General features: G+C 73.5%; 15 protein-coding genes. 8 read left to right on the top strand and 7 right to left on the bottom strand.

The features are described 5' to 3' along the window. Positions 1 to 3: 3 nt before the first annotated feature. On the top strand, positions 4 to 1,242 hold the full coding sequence (locus FRCN3DRAFT_RS0233965) for a cytochrome P450 (protein WP_007513660.1): 1,239 nt from the start codon (positions 4 to 6) through the stop codon (positions 1,240 to 1,242). A gap of 86 nt (positions 1,243 to 1,328) precedes the next feature. Here the strand turns inward: FRCN3DRAFT_RS0233965 and FRCN3DRAFT_RS0233970 are convergent, their stop codons facing one another. From FRCN3DRAFT_RS0233970 to FRCN3DRAFT_RS0233990, 5 genes are all read right to left on the bottom strand, one after another. Next, entirely contained in the window at positions 1,329 to 3,917 is a 2,589-nt protein-coding gene (locus FRCN3DRAFT_RS0233970; protein ID WP_007513659.1) for an FHA domain-containing protein, read from the bottom strand. Between the two features lie 635 nt (positions 3,918 to 4,552). Then, the gene (locus tag FRCN3DRAFT_RS0233975) at positions 4,553 to 6,130 is read right to left on the bottom strand and encodes an LmeA family phospholipid-binding protein (protein WP_232794235.1); all 1,578 of its coding nucleotides are present in this window, start codon (positions 6,128 to 6,130) and stop codon (positions 4,553 to 4,555) included. A 285-nt stretch (positions 6,131 to 6,415) separates the two neighbouring features. Next, positions 6,416 to 7,207, bottom strand: coding sequence for an SDR family NAD(P)-dependent oxidoreductase (locus FRCN3DRAFT_RS0233980; RefSeq protein WP_007513655.1), 792 nt, complete (start codon positions 7,205 to 7,207; stop codon positions 6,416 to 6,418). A 152-nt stretch (positions 7,208 to 7,359) separates the two neighbouring features. Next, the gene (locus FRCN3DRAFT_RS55580; protein WP_007513653.1) at positions 7,360 to 7,518 is read right to left on the bottom strand and encodes a hypothetical protein; all 159 of its coding nucleotides are present in this window, start codon (positions 7,516 to 7,518) and stop codon (positions 7,360 to 7,362) included. 101 nt (positions 7,519 to 7,619) lie between these two features. After that, on the bottom strand, positions 7,620 to 9,386 hold the full coding sequence (locus FRCN3DRAFT_RS0233990; protein WP_007513651.1) for an FAD-binding oxidoreductase: 1,767 nt from the start codon (positions 9,384 to 9,386) through the stop codon (positions 7,620 to 7,622). A 256-nt stretch (positions 9,387 to 9,642) separates the two neighbouring features. Here FRCN3DRAFT_RS0233990 and FRCN3DRAFT_RS0233995 point away from each other — a divergent pair, with 256 nt between their 5' ends. Continuing rightward, on the top strand, positions 9,643 to 11,331 hold the full coding sequence (locus tag FRCN3DRAFT_RS0233995) for a glycerol-3-phosphate dehydrogenase/oxidase (protein WP_007513649.1): 1,689 nt from the start codon (positions 9,643 to 9,645) through the stop codon (positions 11,329 to 11,331). A gap of 53 nt (positions 11,332 to 11,384) precedes the next feature. Here FRCN3DRAFT_RS0233995 and FRCN3DRAFT_RS0234000 read toward each other — a convergent pair whose 3' ends face one another. Both FRCN3DRAFT_RS0234000 and FRCN3DRAFT_RS0234005 read right to left on the bottom strand, forming a co-directional pair. After that, complete coding sequence (locus FRCN3DRAFT_RS0234000) at positions 11,385 to 14,027, bottom strand: ATP-binding protein (RefSeq protein ID WP_007513646.1); 2,643 nt, start codon at positions 14,025 to 14,027, stop codon at positions 11,385 to 11,387. A 177-nt stretch (positions 14,028 to 14,204) separates the two neighbouring features. Continuing rightward, complete coding sequence (locus tag FRCN3DRAFT_RS0234005) at positions 14,205 to 15,107, bottom strand: SMP-30/gluconolactonase/LRE family protein (protein ID WP_007513644.1); 903 nt, start codon at positions 15,105 to 15,107, stop codon at positions 14,205 to 14,207. Positions 15,108 to 15,348: 241 nt separating this feature from the next. Between FRCN3DRAFT_RS0234005 and FRCN3DRAFT_RS56780 the strand changes: the two genes are divergently transcribed. The 6 genes from FRCN3DRAFT_RS56780 to FRCN3DRAFT_RS0234040 all read left to right on the top strand — a co-directional run bounded on the left by FRCN3DRAFT_RS56780 (position 15,349) and on the right by FRCN3DRAFT_RS0234040 (position 23,247). Then, positions 15,349 to 16,704, top strand: coding sequence for a chromate transporter (locus tag FRCN3DRAFT_RS56780; protein WP_007513641.1), 1,356 nt, complete (start codon positions 15,349 to 15,351; stop codon positions 16,702 to 16,704). A 213-nt stretch (positions 16,705 to 16,917) separates the two neighbouring features. Then, a complete protein-coding gene (locus FRCN3DRAFT_RS0234015; protein ID WP_007513639.1) occupies positions 16,918 to 17,613 on the top strand; it encodes an SACE_7040 family transcriptional regulator in 696 nt (231 codons plus the stop codon). A 134-nt stretch (positions 17,614 to 17,747) separates the two neighbouring features. After that, positions 17,748 to 18,794 carry an NAD(P)H-dependent amine dehydrogenase family protein gene (locus tag FRCN3DRAFT_RS0234020; protein WP_007513638.1) on the top strand — a complete coding sequence of 349 codons (1,047 nt, stop codon included), beginning with the start codon at positions 17,748 to 17,750 and terminating at the stop codon, positions 18,792 to 18,794. Positions 18,795 to 20,225: 1,431 nt separating this feature from the next. Beyond that, positions 20,226 to 21,458, top strand: coding sequence for an NAD(P) transhydrogenase subunit alpha (locus FRCN3DRAFT_RS47550; RefSeq protein ID WP_007513632.1), 1,233 nt, complete (start codon positions 20,226 to 20,228; stop codon positions 21,456 to 21,458). Positions 21,459 to 21,463: 5 nt separating this feature from the next. Then, on the top strand, positions 21,464 to 21,859 hold the full coding sequence (locus tag FRCN3DRAFT_RS0234035) for an NAD(P) transhydrogenase subunit alpha part 2 (protein ID WP_007513630.1): 396 nt from the start codon (positions 21,464 to 21,466) through the stop codon (positions 21,857 to 21,859). Beyond that, a complete protein-coding gene (locus tag FRCN3DRAFT_RS0234040; RefSeq protein WP_007513628.1) occupies positions 21,856 to 23,247 on the top strand; it encodes an NAD(P)(+) transhydrogenase (Re/Si-specific) subunit beta in 1,392 nt (463 codons plus the stop codon). The genes FRCN3DRAFT_RS0234035 and FRCN3DRAFT_RS0234040 overlap by 4 nt, the downstream gene beginning before the upstream one ends. Positions 23,248 to 23,281 lie beyond the last annotated feature (34 nt).

The following is a 23,281-nucleotide window of genomic DNA, read 5'->3' on the forward strand; positions in this document are numbered from 1 at the left end:
GCGATGCCGACCAGCGCTCTCGTCGACCTCTACGACCCGGGCACCTACCTCGCCGGGCCGCCGCACGAGGCGTTCGCCGCGCTGCGGCGGGTGTCTCCCGTCCACTGGCAGGAGGTGCCGGCGGGCCCCGCGGCCCCCGGTTACTGGGCGGTGCTCGGCTACGCCGAGGTCGAGCGCGTGCTGTGCGACCCCGAGCTGTTCAGCTCGGAAGAAGGCGGTGTCGTGCTCGACGACCTGCCCCCCGACCGGCTCGCCCAGATGCGCGGCATGCTGCTGGCGATGGACCCGCCGCGGCATCGGGACTACCGTCGCCCGCTCGCGCACCGGTTCACCCACCGCGCGGTCGCCATGCTCGAACAGCGGGTGCGGGACGCCTCCCGGGCGATCATGCGGGAGGCCGCCGAGCGAGGCCGGTCTGGCGACGCGGTCGAGTTCGTCAGCGAGGTCGCGGGGCAGCTGCCCACCCGCGTCGTCGGTGAGCTGATGGGCCTGCCTCGCGAGGACTGGGACTACGTCCACCGGTTGGCGCAGGCCCTCAACCGCGGCCAGGACGCCGACGACACGACCCGGGCCGGCGCCGAGGGCGCGGCGGCGCCGACCGTCGAGATGGCGATGTACGCCGCCGGGTTCGCCGCGCGCCGGCGCGCGTTGCCACCCGGCGACGACCTGACCGGCCTGCTGCTGGCCGGCGACTTCGGCGGCCGGACGATGTCGGATCTCGACTACGGCAGCTTCTTCGTCCAGCTCGTCACCGCCGGCAACGACACCACCCAGACGATGCTGTCCTCCGGGCTGCTCGCCCTGCTCGCGCATCCTGACCAGCTCGCCGACCTGCGGGCCGACCCGTCGCTCGCGCCGGGCGCGGTCGAGGAGATCCTGCGCTGGGCGAACCCACTGCACTACTTCCGGCGAACGGCGGCCGCCGACGCCGAGGTCGGCGGCGTCCGGATCCGGGCGGGTGACCGGCTCGCCACCTACTTCACCGCCGCCAACCGGGACGAGACGGTCTTCGAGGACCCGGACAGGTTCGACATCCGCCGTTCCCCTAACCGGCACCTGTCGTTCGGCAAGGGCGAGCACTTCTGCCTCGGCGCCCATCTGGCCCGCCTAGAGGGCCGGGTGTTCCTCGAGGAGCTGCTCTCCTCGTTCACCGGAATCGAGCTGGCCGGCCCACCCGTCCGGGTCCGTTCCAACCTGAACAACGGCCTGAAGTCACTCCCGGTCCGGCTCACCCCGGCGTAGGCCTGCGGGCGCCGGGAAACACCGACGGCGGCGGACCGTCCTCCTGAGGGAGGAGCCGTCCGCCGCCGTCGGTCGCGGGACCTGAGTCAGGCGCTCGCGGATGCTTTGGCGCGCTTCTTGTTCGACTTCGGGTCGAGCCGGCGCAGCAGCCTCGAGGCGATGCCGATGAACACGACTCCGCCGACGAGGCCGAGCCCGATGTCGGTCACGTACTGCTTCGGCGTGTGGTCGAAGAGCGCGTCCCGCTCGGGCGCCCGCGGGTTGACCGGTACCTCGCTGCCCGCCACCGGCTTCCCGTTCTTGGTCTCCGGACGCTTCAGGCCCGCCTTGGTGAGCAGGTTGAAGTCACCGACCGAGGCCATGGCCGCGTAGCCCCACCGGGCCGGCGAGATGACCGCGACCTGCTGGAGGCCGGGCGTGCCCGTCACCGGCACGATGCCGGCGCTGAACACCAGCTGGATCATCGTGACGACCACCATCAGCGGCATCGTCTTGTCGGCGTTGTCCACGAGCGCGGAGATCATCAGGCCGACCATGGCGGAGGCGAAGAGCACCACGAACACCGCGAGCATGAACTCCAGCAGCGTGTTCACGAGCAGCGGGTCCGGTGGTAGCCGGGTGCCGATCGCGATGATCGTGAACGGGATCGACTGCAGCGCCGAGATGATCGCCAGTACGACGACCTTGGAGCCCACGTAGGCGCCCCGCGAGAGACCGATCGCCCGTTCTCGGCGATAGATCTCGCGTTCCTTGACGATCTCGCGGATCGAGTTCGACATGCCCATGAAGCACGCACACAACACCATGATCAGGACGATCGTGGGCGCGTCCGAGTTGGGCGTGAAGTTGTCGTTGGTGTCCTTGAAGTCGCCGCCGATGGCCAGCGGGATCGCGCCGAGCACGAACGGCAGTGCGATCGACAATCGTAGGTAGCCCTTGTCGGACGCGATGACCGCGAATGTTCGCCGGCTCAGCGTGATCAGCTGTTTCCCGACCGACTGCTGCCGGATGCTGGGCAGCTCTTCCGGCGCCGGCCGCGCCGACGGCGCGGTCACCGCCGACGGGACGTAGTGCCGCGACTGGCGGAAGTTCGCCGCCGACTCGGCGCCCGGCGTCGCCTCCAGCCCGCGGAAGACCCGGGGGTAGTTGCTCTCCCCGAAGAACGGCAGCGCGTCCTGCGGCGGGCCGAAGTAGGCGACGTAGCCGCCGGGGGCAAGGACCAGGACGTAGTCGCACAGGTCGAGCTGCAGCACGGAGTGCGTGACGACGATGACCGTGCGGCCGTCGTCGGCGAGCTTGCGCAGCGACTCCATGACGTTGAGGTCCATGCCCGGGTCGAGACCGGAGGTCGGCTCGTCCAAGTACAGCAACGTCGGGCGGGTGAGCAGCTCGAGCGCGACCGAGGTCCGCTTGCGCTGGCCACCGGACAGCCGGGAGACGACCGTGTTCGCGTGCTGGGTCAGGCCGAGCTCCCCGAGCACCTCGTCGATCCGGGCGGAACGCTCCGTCGCCGTGACGTCCGGCGGGAAGCGCAGCTCGGCGCCCAGCTCGAGCGCCTTCCGCACGGTCAGCGAGGTGTGCAGGATGTCGTCCTGCGGCACGTAGCCGATCCGGCGGCGCAGCTCGTCGTACTCGTCGTAGAGGTCCCGGCCGGCGTAGCGGACGGTGCCCTTGTTTGCCGGGCGGAAGCCGGTGAGCGCGTTGAGCAGCGTCGACTTGCCGGCACCGGACGGGCCGACGACACCGAGCAGCGCCCGCCCGGGCAGCCGGAACGTCATGTCGTGCATGAGCTGCTTGCCGCCGCCGGGCGCCCAGACGTTGAGGCCGTCGGCCTCGAAGCTGACGTCGCCGGAGTCGACGTACTCGACGAGCTGGTTGCCCTCGAGCTGGAAGACGTGGTGCCCGACGGCGATCACGTCGCCCTGGCCGACCCGGCCCCGCTGGACCCGCTTGCCGTTGAGGAACGAGCCGTTCGCCGAGTCGAGGTCGACGAGCTCGACGTTGTTGCCCCGGACGGAGACCTGGGCGTGGTGCCGGGAGGCGAGCAGGTCGGTGATGGTGATGTCGTTGTCGCGGCCGCGGCCGATCGTCATCGTGCCCTGGCGCAGGGGGTAGGTCTTGCTGCGCTCGTGCTCGCGGTCCAGCCGGGCGTGCGCGTCGGCCTGGACGTACTCGCCCTGGCGCTGGCCGCCGGCACGGGCGTCCTGGTAGTCGAGGTCGTCACCCCGGGTCGGCCGGGTGGGCCGGTTGGCGCCGGGCGAACGCGGCGGGATGTAGCCCGCCTGGTTCGGCAGCATGGTCTGCATGTCCGCGTCGCCGCCGCCGCCGTACATGCCCGCGTCGCCGCCGTAGTCGTACGGCGACCGCTGCGACGGGAACTCGGTGAGGATGGCGACCTCGGGACCAGTGGGCGTACCCAGCCGGAACCGCGTCTCGCCGTGGACCTCGACGGTCTGCAGCATCCGCTGGCCGCCGAGCCAGGTGCCGTTGGAGCTCACGTCCCGCACGGCCCAGCCGTCAGCCGTCTCCTCGATCATGAGATGCTGCCGGGACACCCGGCTATCCGCGATCACATAGTCCGCGTTGCGGGCCCGGCCGATGATGAACCGTGGTTGTCCGGTCGGTACGACGACCTGGCCGGCCTCGCTGCTGATCCTCAGAACGGCCGTAGACACGTGTCTCCCCCTTCGGGACGGGACGCTGGCCGGGCTGCCCCGCCGAGCTCTTTCTGTCCGCCAACCGTCTGCCCACCAAATACGGGCGCGCCCAGGGCCCGGGAGATCCCGGGTACCCAGAACGGGTAGCTCGACGGCGCCACTACCAGACCAACCTCGTCACGAAACGACCGATCTTGTGGCAGATCGTAGCGTCGCGCCCCACGGCACTTCTGAGCCGGGTAAGGGAGCGGACCAGCGATCGGCCCTCTCACCCCCGGTACTTCTGGGAAAAGAGACCTGCTGGCGCGCAACGACCGCGGCCGGTCACACGCCGTGAGGCCGTCGACCTCACCAACCACCATCCGGATTCCGCTCCTCCTGCCTGGCGACCGGTCCGACGAACGCTCCCCCCGAGGGCCGCGTACGCGCTCCGACGACGGTACCGATCCACGGACTGTTGTCCGAATCGGACGGGTCCGAGCATCCTCTCCTCGGGGACAGCGGGCCCAGGTCTGTCGTTGACCTGACCTTGGTCCGCCCCCGGAGCGACCCGTGACCACCGCGAACCCCGTCCGGTATCACGGAACGTGCCCAAAGCCCGGCCACCCTGGAGCCTGGGCCGCGGTCCGCCCGGGCTCCAGGGTGACAGTGCGCTACTTGGACTGGGCGGGCAGCACGACGTCCTTGGCGGTCGCCGACACGGACAGGCCGGTCGTCGTCGTCCCGGCGCTGACGATGGTCAGGTCGAACGGCAGGTTGTCCGGCAGGGGCAGCGGAACGGGAATGGAGGCGTTCGACGTCAGGTCACCGATCGGGAGACTTCCACCGGGGAGGCCGCCCAGCGGCGTATCGACCTTGACCTCGACGTCAGACGGGGTGATCTTGAGCTGGTTGTTCTCCACCGTGAAGGACCCCACGCCGGTCAGCTGCACATTGACCTTGCCGACGCCGGGGAGCGACTGCTCGGTCGAACCGGTGATCTGCACCTTCTTGCCGCCGTCGACGGGCGCGAGCTGCCAGCCGAACTGCTTGTCCTTGAGGAAGGCGTTGATCTCGTCGTAGCTGATCCGCACGGTCGCCTCGACGTCGTCGACCGGAACCTTGCCGACGTTGTTCGAGATCGCGTCACCGAGCGGGACGTGCGCGCCCTTCAGGTGCGCGTCGACGCCGGAGATCTTCGGCCCGTCCGCGGTGGTCGGGATGTTCTCCAGCGAGACGCCGATGTCCTTGAACTTGCCGAACAGGACCTGGGTGAGGAACGGGAAGCCGCCGAGGCTGACCTTGCGCACGATCGGCGGCTGCTGCCCGGGCTTCATGTTCTGGGCCACGGCCACCTCGACCTGCTTGCGCATCTGGCCGACGGCGATGTGCGCCGCGACGCGGTCGAGCGGGATGGCCAGGACCAGCAGCAGCAGGACCACGACGAGCGCGATCACCCGGCCGCGGCGGCGGCGCCGCTTCGGTGGCTTCTGCTCGGCCGTGCCGGCGCCGGGGATCGGCGTGCCGCCGGTGCCGGCCGCGGCCTGCGGCAGGCCGGCCGTGCCGTCGCGCCAGCCGCCACCCGCTCCGGCGGCCTGCCAGCCCCCCGGAGGGGCCTGGGCGGAGGCCTCGCTGAACTCGGTGACGGCGTTGGTGTCGACCGCGGGATCGTGGTAGTCGGCACCGGTGTCGCGCTGGCCGTAGCCCAGCTGCTCGGTCGGCCTGCCGGCCCCGCCGCCCTGGCCCGGCGTCCGGGCACCGGCGCCCCCGCCGGAGCCGACCCGGCCGATGTACTCGGTGGGCCGCTCCCCGCCGGAACGCCCCTGGGGCCTGGGCGGGCTGGCGGGAGCCGGCGGCTGCTGGCGGCGGGTCGGCGGGACCGGTGCCGGGAACTCGCCGGGACGCGGGGTCGGGTACCGCTCGACGGGGATGCCGGGCTGCGAGGTGTAACCGGCGCTTCCCGGGCCGCCGGCGCCGCCGGCGTCGCGACGCGACCTGGCCGTCCCACGACCGGAGCCGCGGGCGGGCTTGCCGCCGCCAGCGCCGGCATCGCCATCGCGCCCGGAGGCCGGCTTGAACCAGTCCGCCGGGGGCGGCGGGCTCGCGGGCCGGAACGACTCAGGAGGCGGCGGCGGCGCGCTCGGCGCGCCCGGGCGGTTCGGGGCCCCCCGCCCGCTCCTGTCCGCGGAGTCGCGTCGGGCCCGGGCGACCTCGCCGGGCTCGTACGCCTCGTCGTCTGCTGGGTTGTTCACGGGGTCATCTCCCATCAGGGCCGCGCCGACCCACGCGCGCGAGGACTTCCCCACCCCGTCGGCTCATCCATCGGATGGTCCCACGTCCAGACCCGGCTGGGAGCGCTGAGGGGGTGATCGTAACCACGGGGCGGGTGTCCAGTTTCCGACGTTTCCCAGCGTCACGACACCGCCGCCGTCCGCGAGGTGGCGCCCCAGTTTCACGGACAGGCGGAGCCGGGCGCTCGGCGGACCGTACGCGGCTCAGGTATCGAGGGGCAAGGCTCGGGACCTCGAGGGGCCTGCTCAGACCTCGAGGGGCAGAGTGGCGGCGGACCGGCGGGGGCCGGGCGGGGCGAGCCGGAAGACCGCGCCGCGCGGGGACGCGTACGCCTGCCAGAAGTGGTCGGCGACCGCCTCGGGGCGCAGCGGGCCGCCGGGGCCGACCTTGCCGTCCAGGACGACGGTGCGCATCCGGACCCCCTGGTCCGCGAGCGCCGGGCTCACGGCGGCGGCGAGCGTCGCGAGCCCCGCCTTGCCGACCGCGAGCGCGAACCGACCGGCGGGCGGCTCGGTACGGCTGCCGGCGACGGTCACCAGGATCGTCGCGCCGACCCGGTCGACCAGCAGCGGCGTCGCGGCCTGGACCGCGGTGAGGGCACCGGTGACGTTGACGGCGAGCGTCTGGTTGAGGACGTCCGCGGGGACGGAGAGCGCGCTGCCGCGGATCGACAGCTTCGCGTTGTAGACGAGCACGGTCAGGCCGCCGAGATCCGCCGCGAGCCCCGCCAGCGTCGCGGCCAGGCCGGCGGCGTCGGTGACGTCGGCGACCGCGCCGCGCATGGTCAGCCCGGCGCCGGCCAGCTCCCCGGTCACCCGGGCGATCGTGTCGGCGGAGCGGGCCACCACGCCGAGCCGGAAGCCCTCCCGCCCGAACCGGGCGAGCAGCTCGGTGCCGAACGCGGCACCAGGGCCGACGAGCACCAGCCCGCGCGTCGCGGGCGCCGGCGCCGGCTCGGGCGCGGGCGGGCCTTTGGCCGCGACCGCGCCCTTGGCCGTCGCCGCGCCCGTGGCCGCGGCCGGCATCTCCCGTGGCATAGGCCCATCTTGGACCGTTCGAGCGCCGCCGCACGACCAGGGCGCCGAAAATTTGTTCGAACCCGACCCGGCGACGAAAGCCCGCCGACCGGGCCGAGGACCGGCCGGCGGCCAGACCGGTCGCCGGGCCGGCCGCGATCCGGGCGGCCTGGCTAGCGGCCGACCAGCTCGCGGGCCCTGCGCGTGCGGTCGAGCTCAGCCTGGGCGCGCAGCGGAGCCGACTTCCGGTAGTAGTAGAAGATCGGCGGGAAGACGATCAACGGCGGGATCGCCATCAACAGCGCGAAGATCACTATTGCCCCGATTACCACTGCGCACCCCTCTCGCGCCCCCACCCACGGGGGAAGATCCTCAAGCTCCCGCCTCGACCCGGTCCCACCGTCGGTTCTACCGAATGTCGTAGGCGGCACCGTCAGCCTATCGATCCCGCTCTGGGCGCGCCGACCCCCACGGACGCCGGCAGCCCTACGGACGCGGGCAGTTCCGGGACGAGCACACCGGGGTTGAGGATGCCGGCAGGGTCGAGCGCCCGCTTGACGGCGCGCAGCACGGCGACGCCGACGTCGCCGATCTCGGCGCCGAGCCAGGGGCGATGGTCGGTGCCGACGGCGTGGTGATGGGTGATCGTCCCCTCGGCGGCGACGATCGCCGCGCTCGCGGCCGCCTTCGCCCGGGCCCACAGGCCCGCGCGGTCGTCGCTGTGGCCGGCGACCACCGTGAAGTACAGCGAAGCGCCGGTCGGGTACAGGTGCGAGACGTGGCAGAGGACCACCACCGGCACCCCTGCGGCGGCGTAGGCCTCGGCGAGCGCGCCGCTGACCCCCGCGTACAGACCGCCGAGCCCCGACCAGAAGGTGGCCGTCTCCAGCGTCTCCGCGAACATGCCCGCGTCCAGCAGCGCGTCGCGCAGGCGGGGGCCGTGGAACCGCCCGCGCACCCAGTCGTCGCCGACCTCGGTGCCCAGCGGGCGGGCGCCGCGGGCGCGCAGCAGCTCGGCGAGATCCGCGGCGTGCCGGCGTACCCGTTCCGGCTCCCCCTCGTACCCGAGCACGACGTAGCATCCGGGCCCCGCGCCGGCGCCGTCCGCGCCGTCGCCGTCCGTGCCGTCGCCGGTCGGCTCACCGGCGCCGTGCGGGGTGGCGGCGCCCGCGGCCGTCTCCAGCTCGTCGGACAGGCGGGCGACCGCCGGGAGCAGGTCGCGCTGGGCCAGCTCGCGCATCAGGTCGAGGCCGGCGTCGAACGTCCCGACCCGCCAGCCCTCGTAGCGCCGCTCCGCCGGCAGCGGGCGCACCCGCACCCGCACCGCGGTGATCACCCCGAACGCGCCTTCCGAGCCGAGCACCAGCTGGCGCAGGTCGGGGCCGGCGGCGGACGCCGGCGCGCGGCCGAGCTCCCAGCCGCCGAGCGGCGTCGCCACCCGCAGCCCGACGACGACCGCGTCGAACCGGCCGTAGCCGCTGGACGCCTGCCCGCTGGAACGGGTCGCGGCGAAGCCGCCGATGGTCGCGTACTCCCAGGACTGCGGGACGTGGCCGAGGGTCAGGCCGTGCACGGCGAGCAGCGCCTCCGCCGCGGGGCCGCGCAGCCCCGGCTCCAGCGTGGCGGTGAGCGAGACCGGGTCGACGTCGAGCAGCCGGTTCATCCGGCGCAGGTCGAGCGCGACGACGGCGGCGAAGCCGGCCCTGGCCGGCGCGAGACCGCCGACGACGGAGGTGCCGCCGCCGAACGGCACGACGGCGACGCGGTGCTCGGCGCAGGCGGCGAGCACCGCGGCGACCTCGTCGTGGCTGGCCGGCAGCAGAACCGCGTCCGGGGCGGCGGAGGCGTCGCCGGCGCGCAGCGCGAGCAGGTCGGGGGTGGACCGTCCCCGGCAGTGCCGGATCCGGACCTCCCGGTCGTCGCGGACGTGCTCGGCGCCGAGGATGGCGGCCAGGGCGGCGCGCGCGGGCCCGGGCAGCGCGGACACCGCGAGCTCGACGGCGCCGAGATCCACCGGCGGGCTCGGCCGTTCGGCGAAGCCAAGCCCGTCGACGAGCAGCGTCCGGACCGCCTCGGGCAGCTCCGCCCGCTCGTCGGGGCTCCCCCATCCCCACCAGGCCAGGTCGCCGGCGTCACCGGCCCGTTCGGGCGAGGCCAGGCGCTGGCTGAGGCTGTCCGGTGGATTCGGCGACTCGGTCACCCCGACAACTCTGCTCCCCCTGCCCCCGCTGGCAACCCGCCGCGCCTGGGCCCGGGGCGGCCGCTTCGGTGGTGTGGCAAGGGTCACCGCCACCGCGTTATCCGTATGGCCCCGATTGGCGGACCTGCGTCGTTGGAAGGGCCGAGTCGTTGGGCAGGTCGGGGTGGACGCTGCCCGGCCGACCACGCACGCTGGTGTCGCGAACGCCGCACCCCGACGCCACACCCAACGCCAGGCGCGGCAGAGGGAGGACGCGATGAACGGGGTTGGACCCATCTCGACACCTACGCCGGGCGGGTCGCTGTCGCCGGCGCGCCGCGAGCGCGAGCTGGCCCGCCTGGCCGGCGGCGAGGTCGTCGACCTGCTGGTCGTCGGCGCCGGGGTGACCGGTGCCGGCGTCGCCCTCGACGCGGCGAGCCGGGGGCTGTCGGTGGCGCTCGTCGAGGCGCGCGACCTCGCCTGGGGCACCAGCCGGTGGAGCTCGAAGCTCGTCCACGGCGGGCTGCGCTACCTCGCCAGCGGCGACCTGGGGCTGGCGATGGAGAGCGCCACCGAACGGGACATCCTGTTGCGCCGGACCGCGCCGCACCTGGTCCACCCGGTACCGATCTTGGTGCCGCTGACGCCGGCCGTACGGCGTACCGACGCGGCGGTGATGACCGCGGGCCTGCGGGTCGCCGACGTGCTGCGCCGCGCCGCGCGCACCCCCAGCGGCACGCTGCCGCCGCCGCGTCGGCTCACCGCCGTCGAGACACACCAGCTCGCGCCGGCCCTCAGCGAGGCCGGACTGCGCGGCGGGCTGATCTACTGGGACGGCCAGCTGGTCGACGACGCGCGCCTCGTCGTCGCGATCGCGCGCACGGCCGCGGCCCACGGCGCGCGGGTGCTCACCCGGCTGCGGGCGCGCACGCTCGACGGCACCGGGGCGCTCGTCGAGGACACCCTGACCGGTTCGACGTTCTCGCTGCGGGCCCGCGCGGTCGTGAACGCGACGGGGGTGTGGGCGCCGACGCTCGCGCCCGAGGTGCGGCTGCGGCCGAGCCGGGGCACCCACCTGGTGGTCGCCGCGGGCGCGTTCGGGGGCACCCGCACCGCGCTGACCGTGCCGATGCCGGGCAAGCGCAACCGCTACGCGCTGGTGCTGCCGCAGGACGACGACCGGGTCTACGTGGGTCTCACCGACGTCCCGGCCGACACGGTGGAGGATGTGCCCCGGCCGACCGCCGCCGAGGTCGAGGAGCTGCTCGGCGTCGTCTCCGGCGTGCTGGACGCTCCGCTGGACCGCGCCGACGTGCTCGGCGCGTTCGCCGGGCTGCGCCCGCTCCTCGACGTCGCGGACACCGCTGGCTCCTCGGGCCGGGCCGCCGCGTCGCTGGTCCGCTCGATCAGGCACCCACTACGCGGCCGTGGTCCTTCCGGGGTTCCTGCCGCATCCGCGGCTCCCGCCCTCCCACGCGCGTCTCGCAGCGCCGACCTGTCCCGCCGGCACGCCGTGCTCGTCGGCCCAGACGGGGTCGTCACCGTCGTCGGCGGCAAGCTGACCACGTATCGCCGGATGGCGCGCGACGCGGTGGATCTGGCGGTCTCGCGGGCCGGTCTCGCCGCCGGAGCCTGCCGTACCGCCCGGCTGCCGCTGGTCGGCGCGGCGCCGCGCGCCCAGCTCGCCGCCGTCGAAGCGCCGCGGCGGCTGGTCGAGCGGTACGGCACCGAGGCACCCGCCGTGCTCGCCGAGGCGCGAGGCAATCCGGATCTGCTCGCGCCGATCGCTCCCGGGACGTCGGTCACGGGCGCGGAACTGCTGTTCGCGCTACGGCACGAGGGAGCACTCGACGTCGACGACCTACTCGACCGGCGCGCCCGGATCGGCCTGGTGGCGGCGGACCGGGCCGCCGCCCTGCCGCGCGCGGCCCAGCTCGTCGACTTCGTCGCCGGCGAGCGGGTCTAGGCGGCCTCGCCCCGGGCAGGCGCCCCGCCGGCTGAACCGGCTGAACCGGCTGATCAGCCGGCGCTGGCCGGCGCCGGCCAGGCCAGTTCGACGATCGTGCTGTCCTCGTCCAGCTCGACCCGGGTGACCAGCGCGCAGGTCCGCGGCCAGCCCGTGCCGTCCAGCGGGACCACCTCGTCCGGGGGCGCCGCGCCGTCGAGGATGGCCACGGACGACGTGGTGCCCGGACCGCCGGAGGCCGCCTGGCCATCCGGGACCGTCGAGCGGCTGGGGGCGCCGGCGGCGGTGCCCGCGCCGGCGAGGATGACCACGGGATAGGAGACCGCGGGATAGGAGATGTAGCCGTCGCCGGTACGGCCGTCGCACATCAGGGTCACGGTCACCCGGCCTGGCGGCGCCACCCGCAGGGTCTCGCTCAGCAGGTCGACGAGCTCGTCGCGGACCTCGTAGGGGATGTCGGCGAACTCGCCGGCGACCTGGAGGTTGACGGTCGCGCCGCGCGCCTCGGCGGCGTCGATCGCCGTCTCCAGCTCGGCGAGCGGCCCGGCCCGCCCACCGGAGCCGGACAGCATCCGGCGCAGCGCCCTGGCCCGGTTCGCGCAGAGCCGGCGGACCTGCTCGTCGCGCGGGTCGGCCGAGCCGTCCGCGACCGCGCGCAGCAGCGGGAGCACGTCCCCGTTGAGCCGGGCGAGCCGGCGCGCCCGGTCCCGGCGCACGACGGCGGCCGCCTCCTGGTGCGCGCCCAGCTCCGCCTCGAGGTGCGCCGCCCGCGTGGTCGCGTCGGCGGTCGCCCGCAGCACCGGCCCGGCGGTCGTCACCAGCAGCTGGACCGTCGAGATCCCGTAGAGGGTGCCGAGCATCCGGATCAGCTCCAGCGGCGCCGTGCCGATCCGGGGCAGGCTGACCGCCAGCGCCACCGCGAGCACCACCGTCACGGCCGCGACCCACTGCCGAGCCGGCCTGGACACGGTGATCGGGAGGAGCAGTACCGTCGGCGCCAGAATCCCGGCCCAGTCGTAGATCCTGATCACGTCGGTGCCGGAGGTGGTCGCCGCGCCGGCCAGGACGATCGCGACGATGAAACCAAGGGCCGTCAGCGACTCGACGCCCGTCAGCGGGCGCCACCAGGTGACGGCGGCGATCCGGAGCGCCCCGCCGGCCACCACCACCCACAGCAGGAGCGACGCGTACGACGCGATCGGCGCGAGGAGGTCCAGCGACGGCTCGGAGTGCGCGCGGAAGGCCACCGCGGGCAGCGCGAGCACCACGACGCCGGCCAGCAGGGCGACGCCGACGGCGCGGCGGATGGCCCGTTCGTAGTCCCGGCGCAGGTCGGCGCCGTCGGCCGACCCGGCGGGAACGGGCCGCGGCGCCTGCCAGTCCAGCTCGACCCGGGTGCCCTGCCCGGGGACCGACTCGATCCCGGCCCAGCCACCGACGTCGGCCATCCGGCCGTGCACCGAGCCGCTGACGCCGAGGTGGGCCTCCTCGTCCGGGCCGTCACCGGCCGGGACAGCGGCGGCGGTGCGAGTGGCCGCGGGGTCGTAGCGGACCGCGTCGAAGCCGACGCCGTCGTCCTCGATCTCGACGCGCACCCCGTCCCGCCAGCGGTTGACGCTGACGCGCGCCGCGCCGACGCCGGCGTGCCGGCGGATGTTGGTCAGCGCCTCGCGCATCGCCGCGGCGAGCGCGTTCACCACGTCCGTGGGCAGGAGCTCGGCCGCGGGCCCGGCCGGCTCGGCGTCGCGCGCCCGCCTGGCCGGCAGTGGCCACCGCCGGTCGTCGACCCGGGTGAAGGTCAGCGTCACGTCCAGGCCGTCGTCGACAGCCTCCTCGGCGACCGCGCGCACCTGCCGGTCCAGCTCGCCGTCCGAGTCGCCGGGGGCGTCGGCGGTGCTGCCGGAGCTGGCCAGCAGCTGCTCCACCTGCGCGACGACGCGGCGACAGCGCGCCCTGGCTCGCGCGAGACCCGCCTCGCCCGAGGAGGTGCCGGCGGTCTCGCCACCGGCGCCACCGCCCACACCGGCGTCGCCGACACCGCCGAGGCCGATGCCGGCGAGCATGTTCAGCACCGTGTCGTGCAGGAAGCGCTCGCTCGAGCGCGCCGACCGCGCGCGCGCCGCGGCGACCAGCTCGGCACGCGACCGCGCGCCGACCGCGTCCAGCCAGGCGTCGGCGTCCAGCGCCACCCGGCGGATCCGGACCACCCCCTGGCGCAGCGCGAGCCCGATGAACAGCAACAGCCCGGTGGAGGTGACGACCTGTGGCCGGTGGTCATGGGCCGGAATGAAGTGGGCGCAGGCGAGGGCCAGGATCGCCACCAGCGAGAAGCGGGTGCGCAGCGCGCAGACCGCGCTCAGCGCGGCGAACACGACGGTGAGCAGGACCCACGAGCTGGGGTCACCCAGCGAGGCGTCGGGCACCGTCCACGGCGCCGTCAGCCCGACGGCGATCCCGATGGCGACGTCGACGAGGACGAGCGCCCGCGGCAGCGCCCGCCGGGCGGTGACCGCGATGTAGACCAGGCTCCAGGCCACCACGAGCGCCGGGCCGACCAGGCCACCCGGGCGCTGGCCGTACCAGTCGCGCCACCAGATCCCGACATAGCTGACGGTGAACAGCACGACGAGGGCGCGCAGCACAGCCAGGCCGCGGAAGTACACCGCGGAGAACGTGTCAAGAGCGCGGGCCGGCATACGGCATTTCCCCCCACTGCCTGCAGAGCGGCGCAGTCCCGTATCTATCTACGATGCCGCATCTTCCAGGCACATGGGGTATCCGCCACGACGCTTTCGGTGCCGACCATCAGTGATCCCGGGGCAACGGCCTCCGGGCATGCGAAAGAAGATCATTTTCGCACACCCTTTGGCTCTCTAGGCGGCGGGTACGTCGACGCGGCAGGTGAGCACTCGGGACTCCCGGGTCGCGCGGCGCTCGTCGTCCACGAAGGAGCGGGCGGTGCAGATGAACAGGGTCCGCCCGTCCTCGCCGCCGAGCACGCAGGCGTAGGCGCCCTCCTCGCCGGTCGACACCTCGGCGCGGACCTCGCCACCCTCGCGCACCCGCAGCACCCTGTTGTGGAAGGCGTCCGCGACCCAGACCGCGCCTTCGGCGTCGGCGCAGATGCCGTCAACGGCGGTGAGCCGGTCGTCGGCCGGCAGCTCGGGCACCCGCAGCCCGCCGGAGGCGAGGTCGGCCCAGACCCGCTGGCCGACCAGCGCGCCGTCCTCGGCCACGTCGAACGCGGTCAGCCGGTACGCGAACGTCTCGGCAACCACCAGCGTCGGCCGGCCGCCGGCGCCGGCCGGGAGGACGACCGCGCCGTTCGGGAACATCAGGTCCTTCGCCGCGACGGTGGCCGTGCCGTCTGGGTCGACGCGGATGAGCACGGTCGGCCGGGGCTCCTCGCCGGCCATCACGTCGAAGCCGAAGTTCCCGGCATAGGCGCGGCCGTGCTCGTCGACGACCAGGTCATTGAGCTTGCCGTCGCAGAAGCTGGACAGGTCGGCGTGCACGGCGAGCTCACCCGTCGGCTCCTGGCGCAGCAGGTGCCGGTCGCGCATCGAGACGACGAGCAGTCGCCCGTCGGGCAGCCAGCCGAGCCCGGCCGGCTCGCCCGGGACCTGGGCGACCACCTCGGCCGAGCCGCTGACCGGGTCGACCGCCAGCACCTCGCCGAGGTACTGGTCGGACACCCACAGCCGGCCGTCGTGCCAGCGAGGGCACTCCAGGAACGACCGGCCGTCGAGCAGCACCGAAACGGGGGTAGAGGTCACCCGGGTCTCCATCCATCGATGTGAGCGCGGAACGGCCCGCAGCCAGCGTCGACCGACGGGGCCGAGCCCACACCGTAACGGCCGCCTACTCCGGGCCACCGAGACCCCTCCAGGACAGGATTCCTATACCGCCCGGCTAGGGCGAACCCCGACCATTCACCCCTGGTTTTCCCAGCAGCCGTTGGCGGGTGCGTGGCCGACGGGCAACATCGGACGACCGTCGCGCTTCGGAGGATGATCTGTGGGGCTGGACCTACCGCTGGCCGAGGCGCCCACTCGACCGGGCCTGGTCACCGTTTTGCGCGCCTGGGGCCGGATCGGGTGCGTCGGCTTCGGCGGGCCGCCCGCACACATCGCGCTGCTGCGGGCGCTGTGCGTGGACAGGCACCGGTGGTTGTCCGCCACCGAGTTCGAGGACGCGGTCGCGGCCTGCAACCTGCTGCCCGGCCCGGCGTCCACCCAGCTGGCGATCTACTGCGGCTTCCGGGTGCGCGGCAGGGCCGGGGCGATCGTCGGCGGGCTGGCCTTCATCGGGCCAGGGCTGGTGGCGACCCTGGCGCTGGCGGCGGTGTTCCTCGCCGGCTCGCCGCCGCGCTGGGTGCGGGCGGCGGGAGCAGGCGCGGGCGCCGCGGTCGCGGCGGTCGCGGTGCAGGCCGGCCTCGCGCTGCTGCCTGCGAGCTGGCGGCGGATCAGGGCCATCGGCCGCTTCGGCCGGCTGCGGTGGCCGGTGTACCTGGTCGCGGGGATGGCCGCGGCGGCGACGGTCGGCCCGTGGGTGGTGCTCGTCCTGCTGGCCTGCGGCGCGGTCGAGCTGGCGACGTCGGCCCTGCGCCCCCCAGCGGGGAGTCGATCGGCCGAGGCCGTGAGTGGCTCGCCGGAGACGGCGCAGGTCACGGCTGCGGCCCAGGAGACTCGAGCCACACGTTCGGCCGAGCCCGAGGGAGACACCGGCCCAGGCAGGCGAGCGAGCGGGCGCGACGGGGGCGACGGGGGCGAAGGGCGGGTGCGGGCCGGCGCGCCGCTGCCGGTGCTGGCGGGCGCGGTGTCCGCGGTGGGTGCCGGCGGGCTGCTGGCGCTCGTCTGGGTCGCGTTCAAGGTCGGCGCCCTGTCGTACGGCGGCGGCTTCGTGATCATTCCATTGATGCAGGCGGACGCCGTCGACCACTACCACTGGATGACCGCCGGCCAGTTCCTCAACGCGGTGGTGCTCGGGCAGGTCACCCCTGGGCCGGTCGTCCACACGGTGGCCGCGGTCGGCTACGCGGCCTACGGCGTGGGCGGCGGTCTGCTGGCCGCCGCGGTCGCCTTCGGGCCGTCGTTCGCGTTCGTGCTGGCCGGTGGTGGACGCTTCGACCAGCTGCGCGGCGAGCCCCGGGTACGCGCCTTCCTCGACGGCGCCGGCCCGGCGGCGGCAGGCGCGATCCTCGGCTCGGCGGTGCCGCTCGCGCTCGCGCTCGGCCAGGCGTGGCAGTACGCCATCCTGGCCGGCGCCGCGGTGCTGCTGGTCGCGGCGCGCCGCGGCGTCGTCCTCACCCTGCTCGCCGCGGCCGCGGCCGGCGTCATCGCCGTCGCCGCTGGCGCCCCGCTCCCCACATAGCGGAATCCGAGAGCGCTGGGCGAGGGATCAGGTATCAGGATCCGCCGGCCGTCGTTCAGCCGCGAGCGAGTGGGCAGGCCGGCCGGGCCGGGCGGGACAGCGCCGAGGAGACCACGATCGGCACTCGGCGGTTAGCAACGCCTAACCACCGAGAAGTTAGGGGATGTTAACCAGCCTGGCCGGGCGGCCGTTCGCGAGCGGTAATCTGCCTGCATGCCAGGGCGCGCCAGCACGACCCGCGCCGAGGCGACGCCCTCGGACGACGGCCCTCCGGGTGGTCACGGCGACGCCGGGACCGGAAGTGTCGCGCCGATCGCGACAGCGGCGCCCGCGGCCGCGTCGGGGGCGCGGCGCGAGCAGCTGCTGGCCGCCGCCGCGCGGCTGATGGCCGACCGGGGCTACCACGGCGTCAGCATCAACGACATCGGCGCCGCCGCCGGCGTCTCCGGCCCGGCGGTCTACAAGCACTTCCCGAGCAAGCAGGCGATCCTCACCGAGCTGCTGGTCGGGATCAGCGAGCGGCTGCTGGCCGAGGGGACGGTCAGGGCCGAGGCGGCTGCGAGCCCCGACGAGGCGCTGGACGCGTTGGTGCGCTGGCATGTGTCGTTCGCGCTGGGCTCCCCCGAGCTGATCCGCCTCCAGGACCGCGACCTCGCGAGCATGGACGAGACGGCGGCGCGGTCCGTCCGGCGCCTGCAGCGCCGGTACGTGGAGATCTGGGTGGCCCAGCTGCGGGCACGCGACCCGGGGATCGCCGAGGACGCGGCGCGCGCCGCCGTCCACGCCACGTTCGGCCTGCTCAACTCGACGCCGTACAGCGCCACCGGTGGCGCCGCCCGGCTCGGCCGCGCCCGCATGGCCGACCTTCTGCACCGCCTGGGCCTCGCCGCCCTGCGCGCCGCCAGCTGACGATCAGCCGATTGCCAGCCGCCCGCACGGCGACCGCTTGTACCTAGAGGGCACTATGTGATGAGGTCGCCTTCCTCGCGCCGCATCGGTCGCGCGCCGCATCGGTCGTACGCGGTGAAGGGGAGGGCGAACCAGTGACAGAGCCAGTCCAGAAGCTGCGGGTGGTGCAGTGGACCACTGGCAAGACCGGTTCCGCCGCCGTGCGCGGGATGGCCGGGCATCCGGCGCTCGAGATCGTCGGCTGCTATGCGTACTCGGCGGAGAAGGTCGGGCGGGACGTCGGGACGCTCGCCGGGATGGCGCCGATCGGGATCACCGCCACCGACGACGTCGAGGCGCTGTTGGCGCTGCGGCCCGACTGCGTGGCGTACATGGCGTACCGGCCGGACTTCGATCACCTCGAGCGGATACTCGCCTCGGGCGCGAACGTCGTGACGACGATGTACATGCTGGCCGGCTCCGGCTATGGCGACGACGCCCGCGAACGGCTGGTGGCGGCCTGCGAGCGTGGCGGCTCGTCGCTGTACACGACCGGCGTCTACCCCGGCCACGCCGCGATGACGGCGCTCGCGGCGAGCGCGATGTGCAGCCGCATAGACCGGATCTCGCTGCTGGAGTCGCTCGACATGAGCGGCTACGCGAACGAGAGGATGTTCCGGGCGATGAGCATCGGGCTGGACCCCGACGACCCGGCGGCGCCGGGGATGATCGAGGCGAACTGCGGCTCGTTCAAGGAGCAGATCCGGGTGCTCGCGCACGCGCTCGCGGTCGACCTCGACGAGGTCCGCTTCACCGCCGAGTTCGGCGCCGCGAATGCCGACACCGACTTCGGCTTCATGAAGCTGGAGAACGGGCAGATCGCGGGCTTCAAGGGCGTCATCGCCGGAATCCACCGGGGACGGTCGGTCATCGAGTGCCGGTTCGTCTGGAAGCTCGGCCACGACATGACGCCGAACTGGCCCGTCGAGGACGGCTACGTCCTGGACATCGAGGGCGAACCCGGTGTCCGGGTGCGCCTCGCGCCGCTCGGCGGCGCGCACTTCGCGGGCGCGGTCACCACCGCCATGCCCGCCGTCAACGCGATCCCCCAGGTGGTCGCCGCGCCGCCCGGCATCGTGAACCACGCCGACCTGCCGTTCGTCACGGGCCGGTATCTACTGACCCGCACGAACAACGCCTGACGAACGACGCCGGACGCCGGACGCCGACGCCGGACGCCTCCGAGGCGTCCGGCATGATCGTCTTTTGCGCCCCCTGGTGGTCGCGGAAGGACCGGCGGATGCGACCCGCGGAGGGCGCAGATCGCGATCATGCCAGACGGCGCGACAGGGTCAACCTTGCCGGGGCAGGCGCCAGGCGACCTGGATTGGATACTTAATACCGTTCGCCCATGCGCGCGAATGTTAGTCACGGCACATTCGGAGTTCCCGCGCCGGGTATGGCGCCGCGCGCTTGTTTCGGCAACTTTACCGGCGGCGTTCCGCGCGGCGTCCGTCAAAGCCGCCCTGAAGCGCGGACGCGCTTCTCGTTGTGACATTCACGACGCCACGGCGTACCGCCGTGAGCCCCAGGCGCGGCCGGCACCAGGGCATCTACCCGCAGGTAACGGCCGTGGTGACGGGCGGCGCCGAGCGGAACGGTCAGACCACGCCGCCCAGCGGGCACGACACATTTCAGCCCGCCAGGGACGCACCACATACTGCGCGCAGACACAAGTGATTGACCACGAACCGCCGCCTCGGTACCAACTATTTCACCGTGTCACCGACGTTGGAGGGACGCGTGGGTGAAGCACCCACTCGCACCTCCTTTGGCAGAGCCGCCGCTCGTTGGTGACGCGACGCGTCACAACGCGCTGGTCATGTCCCTGTCGGCAGTGCCGCCGAAGTGGTCCGGTAACCCGGCCACCGACGTGACCGGGTTTTCGCTGGCGGAGGTTCGCTGAGGTTGAAACCCCAGAACCCGGCCCGCGCGCTCGCCTGACCAGACGACTCCTGACCAGACAGACCCATCGCCTGACCAGACAGACCGCCTGCCCAGACGACCCCCTCCCCCGGAGATCCGCTGACGCCGATCCCCGGGACCGGGGGCGGCCGCCCCGCCAACAGCGTTTCTCCCCAGCCCGTTCGCGACGTCCGTCGCCGCGAACCGACCTCGCGTTCCCGCACTCGGTGTCCCAGCCCGGGACACCGTCGTCGGCACCACCCAACCACCAGCGGAGGTTCCTTCATGCACCGGACATCAGCTCTGACGGCGCCATGCGCCGTCAGGTCACCACGGCGGCGCGCCGCATTGCCCCCAGCCACCGGCACCGAGGCCGGCATGCCAGGTTTCCAGGCCCTGTCCCGTATCCAGATCCTGGCCCCCGCCGCCGAAAGCGCGATCAAGCCCATCAGCGGTTTCTCCGGTTTCTCCGCGTGCTTCGGCGAGATCGCCACACGTGGGGTGACCCGACAGGTACGTCGCAGCTCCGGCCGTCTCGGTGGCGGCGGCGGATCGGCCACGTCGCGGATCCGCCGGATCGGCGGCCTTCCGGATTCCCGATCCGGCGGGAACCTCGCCGCCGATCCGGCCGGAACCCCGTCGCCGGTCCGGAAGGGAGCCCGGGCCCGATGAGGATCGGTGTGGCGCGCGAGACCGCGCCGGGCGAGCGGCGGGTCGCCCTCATCCCGCAGGAGGTCGACGGCCTGCGCAAGGCCGGCCACGAGGTGGTCGTCGAGGCGGGCGCCGGCGCGGGCGCGGGCTTCCCCGACGCGGCCTATGCCGAGCGCGGCGCGGTCGTCGGCACGGCGGCGGACGTGTTCGCCACCGACGTCACGTTGTTCGTCCGCGTCCCGGGCCCGGACTCCACGGCGACGGGAGAGCCCGCCGCCTGGCCGCGGCCGGGACAGGTCATCGTCGGCCTGGCCGACCCGCTGGGGACGCCGGCCGCAGTGGCCGCGCTCGCCGCCCGCGGCGTCACCACCTTCGCGCTGGAGTTGTTGCCCCGCATCACCCGGGCGCAGGCGATGGACGTCCTGAGCTCGCAGGCGACGCTCGCCGGCTACAAGGCGGCGCTGGTCGCCGCCGGCCGGCTGAACAAGATCCTGCCGATGATGACGACGGCCGCCGGCACGCTGCCACCGGCACGGGCGCTGGTGATCGGCGCCGGGGTCGCGGGGCTGCAGGCGATCGCGACCTGCAAGCGGCTCGGGGCGGTCGTCTCCGCCTATGACGTGCGCGCGGCCGCCGCCGAGCAGGCCGAGAGCGTCGGCGCGACGTTCGTCGACCTGGGACTGGAGGCGGAGAGCGCCGAGACGGCCGGCGGCTATGCCAGCGCGCAGAGCGAGGACTTCCTGCGCCGCCAGCGGGAGGCGCTCGGCAAGGTGGTCGCCGCCCAGGACATCGTGATCTCGACCGCGCAGGTGCAGGGCAGGCGCGCGCCCGTGATCGTGACGGCGGAGATGGTCCGCGCGATGGCGCCCGGCTCCATCGTGGTCGACATCGCCGCCGCGCAGGGCGGCAACTGCGAGCTGTCGATGCCGGACGAGGAGGTCGACGTCGGCGGGGTGACGGTGCTCGCCCCGACGAACCTGCCTGCGACGGTGCCCGCGCACGCCAGCCGGCTGTACGCGAAGAACCTCGCCAACTTCCTGCGGTTGCTCCTCGTCGACGACGCGGTCCGCCTCGACCTGACGGATCCGATCATCGCCGACACGCTGATCACCCACGGCGGCGAGGTCGTCTCCCCCCGGGTGCGCGACCTGCTGGGCCTCGCGGCTCTCGACGCCACCACGGCGACGGGTGCCGGCACCGCCGACAGCGACCGCGAGGCGGCCGCCGTTCCTACCACGGCTGGGGGGTGAGGCCGATGTCCACCGCGATCGAGAGCGGCCTGTACGTGTTCCTGCTGGCGAGCTTCGTCGGCTTCGAGGTGATCCGGCGGGTGCCACCGCTGTTCCACACCCCGCTGATGTCGCTGACCAACGCGGTCGCCGGCATCTCGCTGGTCGGCAGCCTGGTCATCGCCGGTTCCGACCACGGCGTCGTGTCGACCCTCCTCGGCACGATCGCCGTCACCGCGTCGACGATCAACGTCGTCGGTGGGTTTCTGATCACCGACCGGATGCTCAAGATGTTCCGTCCACGCGACGCCGCCGGTAAGGGCGCGCCGACGGGCGGGGCCGGCCCCAGCGCCGCCGACTGGCTGCGAGCCAGGTTCCGTAAGGACCCCGCCGCCGCGACCACCCAGGAGACCGCCCGATGAACGACTACATCGTGCCTCTGTGCTACCTGGCCGCCGGTGGTCTGTTCATCGTCGGCCTGAAGGGCATCACCCAACCGAAGACGGCTCGGCGTGGACTGCAAGCCGCCGAACTCGGCATGCTGTTCGCGATCATCGGCACGCTGGTGAACAAGGAGATCGTCGACTTCCGCTGGATCATCCTGGCGTTCGTCGTCGGGTCGGCCATCGGCGCGCTGATGGCGGTCTTCGTCCCGATGACGGCGATGCCGCAGCGGATCGCGCTGTCACACGCCTTCGGCGCGCTCGCCGCCGGTCTCGTCGGCACGGCCGAGTACTACAACCACCAGCCGGAGATCGGGGCCTTCACGATGGCCGCGATCACGCTCGAGGTGCTGCTCGGTTTCCTGACCTTCACCGGCAGCCTGATGGCGTTCGGCAAGCTGCACGAGATCCTGCCCGGCCGCCCGCAGGTGTACCGCGGGCAGAACGTCGTGAACCTCCTGACGCTCGTCGTCGCCGTGGCGGCGGGCGTGTGGCTGGTCGCGGACCCGTCGAAGACGTTCCTGTTCCCGGTCGTCGCGGTGCTGGCGGCGGCGTTCGGCGTCATGCTGATCATCCCGATCGGCGGCGCGGACATGCCAACCGTCATCTCGCTGCTGAACTCCTACGCCGGCCTGTCGTCGGTCGCGATGGGCTTCGCGCTGGACAACAAGGCACTCATCATCGCGGGCGCGCTCGACGGCTCGGCCGGGTTCCTGCTCTCGGTCATCATGTGCCGGGCGATGAACCGCTCGTTCAGCAACGTGCTGTTCGGCGCGTTCGGGGCGGCGGACACGTCCGCCGCGGCGGCCGGCGTGGTGGAGGAGCGGCCGGTGCGCATCGCCACCACCGAGGAGGCGGCGATGCTGCTGGAGACGGCCCGCTCGGTCATCATCGTGCCCGGCTACGGGCTCGCGGTGGCCCAGGCCCAGCACCGCATCCGCGAGCTGGCCGACGCGCTCACCCGCAACGGCGCCCAGGTCCGGTTCGCCATCCACCCGGTCGCCGGCCGGATGCCGGGCCACATGAACGTGCTGCTCGCCGAAGCGGACGTGCCCTACGACCAGATCCTCGACATGGACGAGATCAACGCTGATTTCGCGCAGACCGACGTCGCCCTCGTCGTCGGCGCGAACGACGTGACGAACCCGGCCGCGAAGACGAACAAGGACAGCCCCATCTATGGCATGCCGATCCTCGACGTCGAGAGCGCCAGGACCGTCATGGTCGTCAAACGCGGCATGAAGGCCGGCTTCGCCGGCGTCGAGAACGAGCTCTACTACCAGGACAAGACCCTCATGATCTTCGGCGACGCCAAGAAGGTCGCCGAGGGCCTCGTCCGCGACCTGGAGGCATCCGTGCACGCCTGACCGTGTACCGGCTGACCGTGTACGGCTGACCGTG

Source organism: Pseudofrankia saprophytica (assembly GCF_000235425.2).
Lineage (GTDB): Bacteria > Actinomycetota > Actinomycetes > Frankiales > Frankiaceae > Pseudofrankia > Pseudofrankia saprophytica.

What these genes read in the sequence shown, in the direction of transcription:
- FRCN3DRAFT_RS0233965 (WP_007513660.1), top strand. Translation starts at nt 4, where the DNA reads ATGCCGACCAGCGCTCTCGTCGACCTCTACGACCCGGGCACCTACCTC.
- FRCN3DRAFT_RS0233980 (WP_007513655.1), bottom strand. Translation starts at nt 7,207, where the DNA reads ATGCCACGGGAGATGCCGGCCGCGGCCACGGGCGCGGCGACGGCCAAG.
- FRCN3DRAFT_RS0233995 (WP_007513649.1), top strand. Translation starts at nt 9,643, where the DNA reads ATGAACGGGGTTGGACCCATCTCGACACCTACGCCGGGCGGGTCGCTG.
- FRCN3DRAFT_RS0234000 (WP_007513646.1), bottom strand. Translation starts at nt 14,027, where the DNA reads ATGCCGGCCCGCGCTCTTGACACGTTCTCCGCGGTGTACTTCCGCGGC.
- FRCN3DRAFT_RS0234015 (WP_007513639.1), top strand. Translation starts at nt 16,918, where the DNA reads ATGCCAGGGCGCGCCAGCACGACCCGCGCCGAGGCGACGCCCTCGGAC.
- FRCN3DRAFT_RS47550 (WP_007513632.1), top strand. Translation starts at nt 20,226, where the DNA reads ATGAGGATCGGTGTGGCGCGCGAGACCGCGCCGGGCGAGCGGCGGGTC.
- FRCN3DRAFT_RS0234035 (WP_007513630.1), top strand. Translation starts at nt 21,464, where the DNA reads ATGTCCACCGCGATCGAGAGCGGCCTGTACGTGTTCCTGCTGGCGAGC.
- FRCN3DRAFT_RS0234040 (WP_007513628.1), top strand. Translation starts at nt 21,856, where the DNA reads ATGAACGACTACATCGTGCCTCTGTGCTACCTGGCCGCCGGTGGTCTG.